Below are 6,323 nucleotides of genomic sequence, written 5' to 3' on the forward strand. Positions count from 1 at the left end.
GCAATGCCGCTGGCACGCAGGCTCGGGATCGCGCAAGCCAAGATCGCCACGCTGGCCAGCGCGAGGACAACGCCGAGCAACACCAGCGGATTCGTTGCGCCGATTCCGTACAACTGTGACGAGATGAAACGGCCCAATGCGAGCGCACCGACAAGCCCAACGGCCAGCCCGGGAACGATCATGCGCAGGCCCAGCCCCAACATGAGTCGATGGATCTGCAGGCGACTGGCACCCAACGCCTGTCGCAATCCGATCTCGCGGCGACGTTGCGCGACGGAGAATGCAATGACCCCGTAGAGGCCGATCGCAGCCAGCATCATCGCGACTGCGGCGAATACGCTCATCAACATCATGTTGAAACGGCGAAGACCGAGGGTCGAACCGACGACCGAGTCCATCGAACGGACTGCGTACACGGGAGCATCCGGAGCCACCTCCCGCATCGCATTGCGAACGGCACCGGCATGAGCCAGAGGCTCACCTCCCACCTTGAGGCCAATGCTCATGTCGCCCTGGATTGCCTTGGTGACAGGAAAGTAGAGTTCAGGCTGAACATCGCGATCCAGACCGGACTGCCTGACATTGCCAACGACGCCGATGATCCGGATCGGATCATCTCCAAAGGTGACAATCTCGCGACTCAGCGGATCCACACCGGCCAGGTACTGATCGGCGAATGCCTGATTGACGATCAGTTCGGTCGGCAAGAGCGCCCGCGTACCATCGAGTTCATTGAATGCCCTGCCCACCTCGACCGGAATGCCGTAGGTCCTGAAATAGTCCTGACTGACGAATCGATACTGCACTTCCGTATCGGATTCGGGTTCGCCCACGATCTGGAAACTGCTGGTCCAGTTTGCGTTGCCGGATGCCGGCAAGCCAAAGCTCAACGCAACAGATTCGACGCCGGGCAATTCCGTGAGTCGCCGTTCTATTGCCTGGAGTTTCGGATCCAGGATTCGCGTTGCATTGCCTGCCCATTCGTTGAGGTCGTCGCCGGGCTGCAGGGCCAGGGTGGAAATCGAAAACTGGGCGGTCAGCACGTTGTCGGCATCGATGCCGGAATCAACCGCACCGAGTTTCTGCAAGCTGCCAATCAGCAATCCGGCACCGGCCAGCAAGGTCATGGCCAGGGCAATCTCGACGGACACCAGCACGGAGCGAGCCCGCATCTGCCGGACACTGCCGGTCTGGCTGCGCGAGGCACCTTGCAACGCCTTCACAGGATCCGCGGCGGCGGCGCGCCAGGCAGGAAACCATGCAAACATCAGCACGGTAGCCAGGGCGACAAGGCTGGTTACCGCAATCACTCGCAAATCCATGGTCGGATGGTTGTAAGCCGGCAACAGATCGGGAGCGAGCGCCATCAGGCCGGCAATGGCAGGTTTTGCGACCAGCATTCCGGCCACGGCTCCCACCAGCGCAATCAGGACCGACTCGGCCAGTACGTGCCTGATCAATCGGCCCTGCCCTGCGCCAAGGGCGCTTCGCAGTGACATTTCCTGCTCGCGGGCTTGTCCTCTGGCAAGCACAAGCCCGGCCAGGTTGGCACACGCAATCAGCAACACCAGAGCGGATGCCGCCAGCAACATGCCGAGCGCCTTGCCTACCGGCGCACCGATCTGGTCCTGCAGCGCGATGATCGACGCCTGCATCGATTCCTCGTCGTCCGGAAACGTTTGTACCTGCCAGTCGATGACTGCCTGGATCGCAGCCTTTGCCTGTGCCTTGCTGACACTTTCCTTCATGCGTCCGAGCACGGTCAGGAAATTGACCGTGCGCCTGCTTTGCGCATGTCCGGGCGTGAAGGTGGGAATCCAGGCCTGCACGTCACCCGGGAACGCGAACTCCGGCGAGGCCACGCCGACGACACGATAGACATTCTCGTTGAGGCGGATGTCCCGGCCGACAACATCTGCCCGCGCCGAGAAGCGACTGCGCCAGAGGCGGTCACTGAGCACGATGACATGTACGTTCCGGTTTTCTTCTTCGTCAGCCCAGCTGCGGCCGAGCGCCAGTGGCTGACTGAACACATCCCAGAATCCCGGCGTCACCTTGTAGATCGACAAACGCTGCGCATCACCGTTGTCATGCCCGGCCAGGTTCATCGTCTCCGGCGCATAGGCACCGAGTGCATCAAATGCAGTCAGGCTCCGTTCGCGCCATTCGTCGAAGACCGGAACCGAACTCGTACCCCGAACGGATGCACCATTTTCGCGCTTGATCTGGACGATCCGCTCCGCATCCTGGAAAGGCAGCGGTTTGAGCAGCACGGCGTCATACACGGTGAAGATTGCGGTGACTGCACCAATGCCCAGGGTCATGGTGAGCACGGCGGTGATGAAGAATCCGGGTCGAGCCTGCATGGCCCTGATCGCAGTCTTGAGTTCGGCGAAGAACATCGTAATTCCTCAGGCGTGGCGGGCTGGGCGCACGAGGCGCTGATCTTCCTCGTGGCGCAGGCGGTGCATGGTTTCCTCGTCGACCACGCGGCCATCGAACATGAAGATCTTGCGATCGGCGAAATCGGCATAGCGCGGATCGTGGGTGACCATGCAGATCGTTGATCCAGCCTTGTGCAATTCGTCGAGCAAGGCCATGACCGCCTCGCCATTCTTCGAATCGAGATTGCCGGTCGGCTCATCGGCGAGCAGGATCGAGGGCGCGCCGACCAATGCACGGGCAACGGCCACGCGCTGCTGCTGACCGCCCGAAAGCTGTGCCGGGAAGTGCTTGACCCGATGGGCCATGCCAACGCGCTCCAGCGCGGCCACCGCACGATCACGACGCTCCGCCTTCGACACGCCATCGCGATAAGTCAGCGGCAATTCGACGTTTTCGAAAACCGAGAGATCGCCGATCAGGTTGAAGGCCTGGAATACGAAGCCGATCTCCTTGTTGCGGATGGCGGCACGTTCGCTGGCACTGATATCGGCCACCTCTCGCTTGTTCAGCGTGTAGCGGCCGTCGGTCGGCGTGTCGAGAAGGCCGAGGATGGCCAGCAGGGTCGACTTGCCACAGCCGGACGGCCCGGTGATCGAAACGTACTCGCCCTTGGCGATGTCCATGTGCACGCCGGCCAGTGCGTGCGTTTCGACTTCATCGGTCAGGAAGACCTTCTGGATATTGTCGAGATGGATCAAGGATTCGTTGCTTGTATTCATGGTTGAGAACCTTGTCGTTCTGAAAGCGATGTGCGGTGTGTCTCTCGAGTTTGCAGAGGGCGGCTGATGCCCTTGCTGCACACCTTTTGGGCTTGACCCGAATTCATGTCAGTCCAGGCGAATCCTGTCGCTTTGATCCCAGGCGCTGGTGTCGGAAAGGATGACGCGATCACCCACCTGCAAGCCGTTGCGAATCTCTATCAGGTTGACCGAACTTCGCCCGAGCTGAACAGGCACCCGCGCGGCAACGTCATCGGCATCCAGCTTGAACAGGCGCACTTCGGAATCGGGCTGGCCAAAGGCCGGGCGTCCGACATAGAGCACATCTGCAAGGCGTTCGATCTCGATCGTGCCGTCGACGGAAAGATCCGGGCGCGCGCCGCTGGGCAACTCGCCTTCGAGCTCCACGTCGACCTGAACCGTGCCGTTCTGGACTGCGGGATCGACGCGCAGCACCTTGCCGCTGACAACTCCGTTGCGCGTATCGATGCGGGCCGGCTGGCCTATGACAATGTCCTTGGCCTGCGTTTCGGCAATGCGCAATTCAGCCATGAGATCACCCGGCCGCGCGACGCGCGCCAGATTGTCGCCGGCGGCGACCTGCGCGCCCTCCTCGACCGGAACCCGCTGCAGCACGCCGGCGATACCTGCGCGCACCTTCAGGCCATCTGCCTGGCGCTGCCGCAGATCACGCGTATTGGCAAGCTGGTCAAGCCGCGCCCGTTCCGCGGTCAGCTGGGCGTCGATATTGCGCCTGAACTCGGCAACACGCTGTTGCTCGATATCGACACGAAACTTGAGTTGCTCGAGCACGACGAGGCTCTTCTTGTATTGCACGGCAGGAATGATTCCCTTCTCGGCAACCGTCTTTTCGGACTCGGCCTGCATGCGCGCTGTTTCGTAGTCTGTCTTCGCCTGGGCTTGCGCGGCTTGTTGATCGAGCAATCGGGACTTCAGCTCGGTACGCCGCGCAGCCAGATCCGACTGTGCCGCCACCAGGGCCGAATCGGCAGCGAGCAACTGGTCGTCGACCTCAGGGTTGGCCAGCTCGAGAATGATCGTGTCGGCCTCCACGGCCGCACCCGGCTTGACCAGGATGCGCTCGACCCGTGCCGGGGATTCCGCCGAGATCCAGCGAATCTCCTTTGGGACCAGTGTTCCGGGGCCACGTACTTCGCGCAGCAGCTCCCCACGCTTGACCAGATCGACCAGCACGCTGCTGCGATCGACCGATGGCATGGCGGGACCCAGGGCCATGAGGCCGACGGCGGCGGCAATGGCGAGAATTCCGAGGGCACCACCCGTGATTATCTGGCGGCGGCGTTTACGTTGCTTGAGTTCGGGGCGTGCGATATCCATACCCTACTAGAGCATGACCCGTGCCAGCACCCCGGTAATCCTCCATCACACTGATTTATAAGCATTGTCCGAACGCAATCGCCGTGAAGAGCCGGCTCGAAGTGTCCGCTTCCGTACAGTCTTCCATGCGCGAGCGTTCACTGTCCGTCTTGGCTGCAAGGGTTCCGGATCAGTGGTCCGGCGTCCTGGCGGAGGCCGCCCTTTTCTCCTTTGGCAAATGACTCAGCGAAACAGGTGCGAATCCGCCGGGCACTGGATGTCGCGGCCTGACAGTTTTGTCAGTTCAGCCGCCTGGAAGCGTTGGCAGAGCTCAATGAATGTCCGTGGGCATTCACGGCATTGCACCGCATGACGTCAGGAAATTCATGCACTTGCGCGATCGCTGGCAATACTTCGAAGCGGGGGACGCCGAGCGCGGGAAAGGTTGGCACGAGGATTGCTGTATCTCTGGCAACGACAGATCCAGTTAACCGACAGGGAATTGAACCTCATGGACAACATCTTCAGCTTCGCAACGCGCATCCCCACCAAATCGTCGTCGACGATTGGATGGGAGTCCCGTTATGACGGCGTTCTGTCCGTTGCTGTTGTCGACAGCGTTCCGGTTGCCGGAATCTCCGGGCCCTGGCCGGATGGAAACTACGCGTTGACCTGGTGGTCGACCGATGAAGCCAACGCAGTACCGACGCTCGAGTTTCATGGTTCGATGGAAATCGCTCGCCAGCGCGTGGAAGACGTAACAGGGCATTCGCGACGCGCTGCCGCCTGATCGGCAACTGCCGGCGAGACAGCGCATGGCGGAATTGTCACAGGGCTCGCGACCGAATGGCCTGGTGACACGAAACATTCAAAAAGAAGCCGCAATGGGTACACCCATTGCGGCTTCTTTTTTGTTCAGATCTTGCCCATCAACAGCAGGACGAGAATGATCACTACAACCAGCCCCAGACCACCGGCAGGGCCATAGCCCCAGCTGCGGCTGTGTCCCCAGGTTGGCAAGGCGCCGATCAGAAGTAGTATGAAAAGAATCAGAAGTATGGTCGACAAGGTCATGGTTTCCTCCAGAGAATAGTTGGGTGCACTCACTCGCTCAGGGGTGCGCTGCCGAAACACCCGTGAATAGACGCATGGCGCTGGCATCAGGATCCATCATGCTGATCGATGCGGCACTCCCCATGCGCCCTGCAGTGCGCCTACAGGATTAGTCCCGCGCGGGTGAACGCATGCTGTCGGGAGGCGAAAACCCGAAAAACCGTACAGCGGGCGGTCATCCGCAATCGTCATTCGCGAATTTGGCAAATGGTCATGCGCGCGGAACGAGAGGGATCAGGCCTGCCGTCGGCACTCAGGAACAGCCAGACGAGCAGGCGTGGCAGCCGCTTCTTCGACTCACGCTCATGATCGAATTGTCCGTTCGAAACTCTTGCCGGCCAAAGCCCGCTGGACGCAGTGAATGCTCAGAAATTTGCCAACTGCTCGATTGCCGCCGGGATGGAACTCGGCGAACTGACTTGTACGACTCGCGGATTGTCGACCGCGAATTGGGTGTCGGTTTCCAGCGACCAGGTCGAGTGATACGGCATGTAGATACCCCAGCCACCCAGCTCAACGACCGGCGCAATATCCGAGCGCAAGGAATTGCCGACCATCACGAACGCATTTGCTTCAACGCCGCATTCGGCGAGCACTCGGGAGTACGCGGCCACATCCTTTTCGGAGACGATTTCAATACGATGGAAAAGATCGCCCAATCCCGAACGCCTGACCTTGGCTTGCTGGTGAATCAGGTCACCCTTGGTA

At 60.7% G+C, this 6,323-nt stretch carries 5 protein-coding genes and 1 pseudogene; 1 reads left to right on the forward strand and 5 read right to left on the reverse strand.

The window, feature by feature from the left end; genetic code table 11:
* The 3 genes from WBP53_RS02825 to WBP53_RS02835 all read right to left on the reverse strand — a co-directional run.
* Window positions 1–2,402: ABC transporter permease (locus WBP53_RS02825; RefSeq protein WP_423925723.1), on the reverse strand; the 2,402-nt coding region annotated here is incomplete at its 3' end.
* Window positions 2,403–2,411: 9 nt separating this feature from the next.
* Window positions 2,412–3,164 (reverse strand): ABC transporter ATP-binding protein, encoded by a 753-nt coding sequence (locus WBP53_RS02830; protein WP_423925725.1) that lies wholly within the window; start codon window positions 3,162–3,164, stop codon window positions 2,412–2,414.
* Window positions 3,165–3,272: 108 nt separating this feature from the next.
* Window positions 3,273–4,523, reverse strand: a complete 1,251-nt coding sequence (locus tag WBP53_RS02835; protein ID WP_423925727.1) for an efflux RND transporter periplasmic adaptor subunit — start codon at window positions 4,521–4,523, stop codon at window positions 3,273–3,275.
* A gap of 490 nt (window positions 4,524–5,013) precedes the next feature.
* Between WBP53_RS02835 and WBP53_RS02840 the strand changes: the two genes are divergently transcribed.
* Complete coding sequence (locus tag WBP53_RS02840) at window positions 5,014–5,292, forward strand: hypothetical protein (RefSeq protein ID WP_423925729.1); 279 nt, start codon at window positions 5,014–5,016, stop codon at window positions 5,290–5,292.
* Window positions 5,293–5,417: 125 nt separating this feature from the next.
* On the opposite strand, the gene WBP53_RS02845 is transcribed toward WBP53_RS02840, so the two are convergent.
* Together WBP53_RS02845 and WBP53_RS02850 are read right to left on the reverse strand one after the other, a co-directional pair.
* The gene (locus WBP53_RS02845; protein ID WP_423925731.1) at window positions 5,418–5,570 is read right to left on the reverse strand and encodes a DUF3309 family protein; all 153 of its coding nucleotides are present in this window, start codon (window positions 5,568–5,570) and stop codon (window positions 5,418–5,420) included.
* 410 nt (window positions 5,571–5,980) lie between these two features.
* Window positions 5,981–6,323, reverse strand: a pseudogene (locus WBP53_RS02850) (HAD family hydrolase); the annotation flags it as partial.

Origin of the sequence: Dokdonella sp., assembly GCF_049593775.1 — a bacterium.
Classification (GTDB): domain Bacteria; phylum Pseudomonadota; class Gammaproteobacteria; order Xanthomonadales; family Rhodanobacteraceae; genus Dokdonella.

What these genes read in the sequence shown, in the direction of transcription:
- WBP53_RS02835 (WP_423925727.1), bottom strand. Translation starts at nt 4,523, where the DNA reads ATGGATATCGCACGCCCCGAACTCAAGCAACGTAAACGCCGCCGCCAG.
- WBP53_RS02840 (WP_423925729.1), top strand. Translation starts at nt 5,014, where the DNA reads ATGGACAACATCTTCAGCTTCGCAACGCGCATCCCCACCAAATCGTCG.
- WBP53_RS02830 (WP_423925725.1), bottom strand. Translation starts at nt 3,164, where the DNA reads ATGAATACAAGCAACGAATCCTTGATCCATCTCGACAATATCCAGAAG.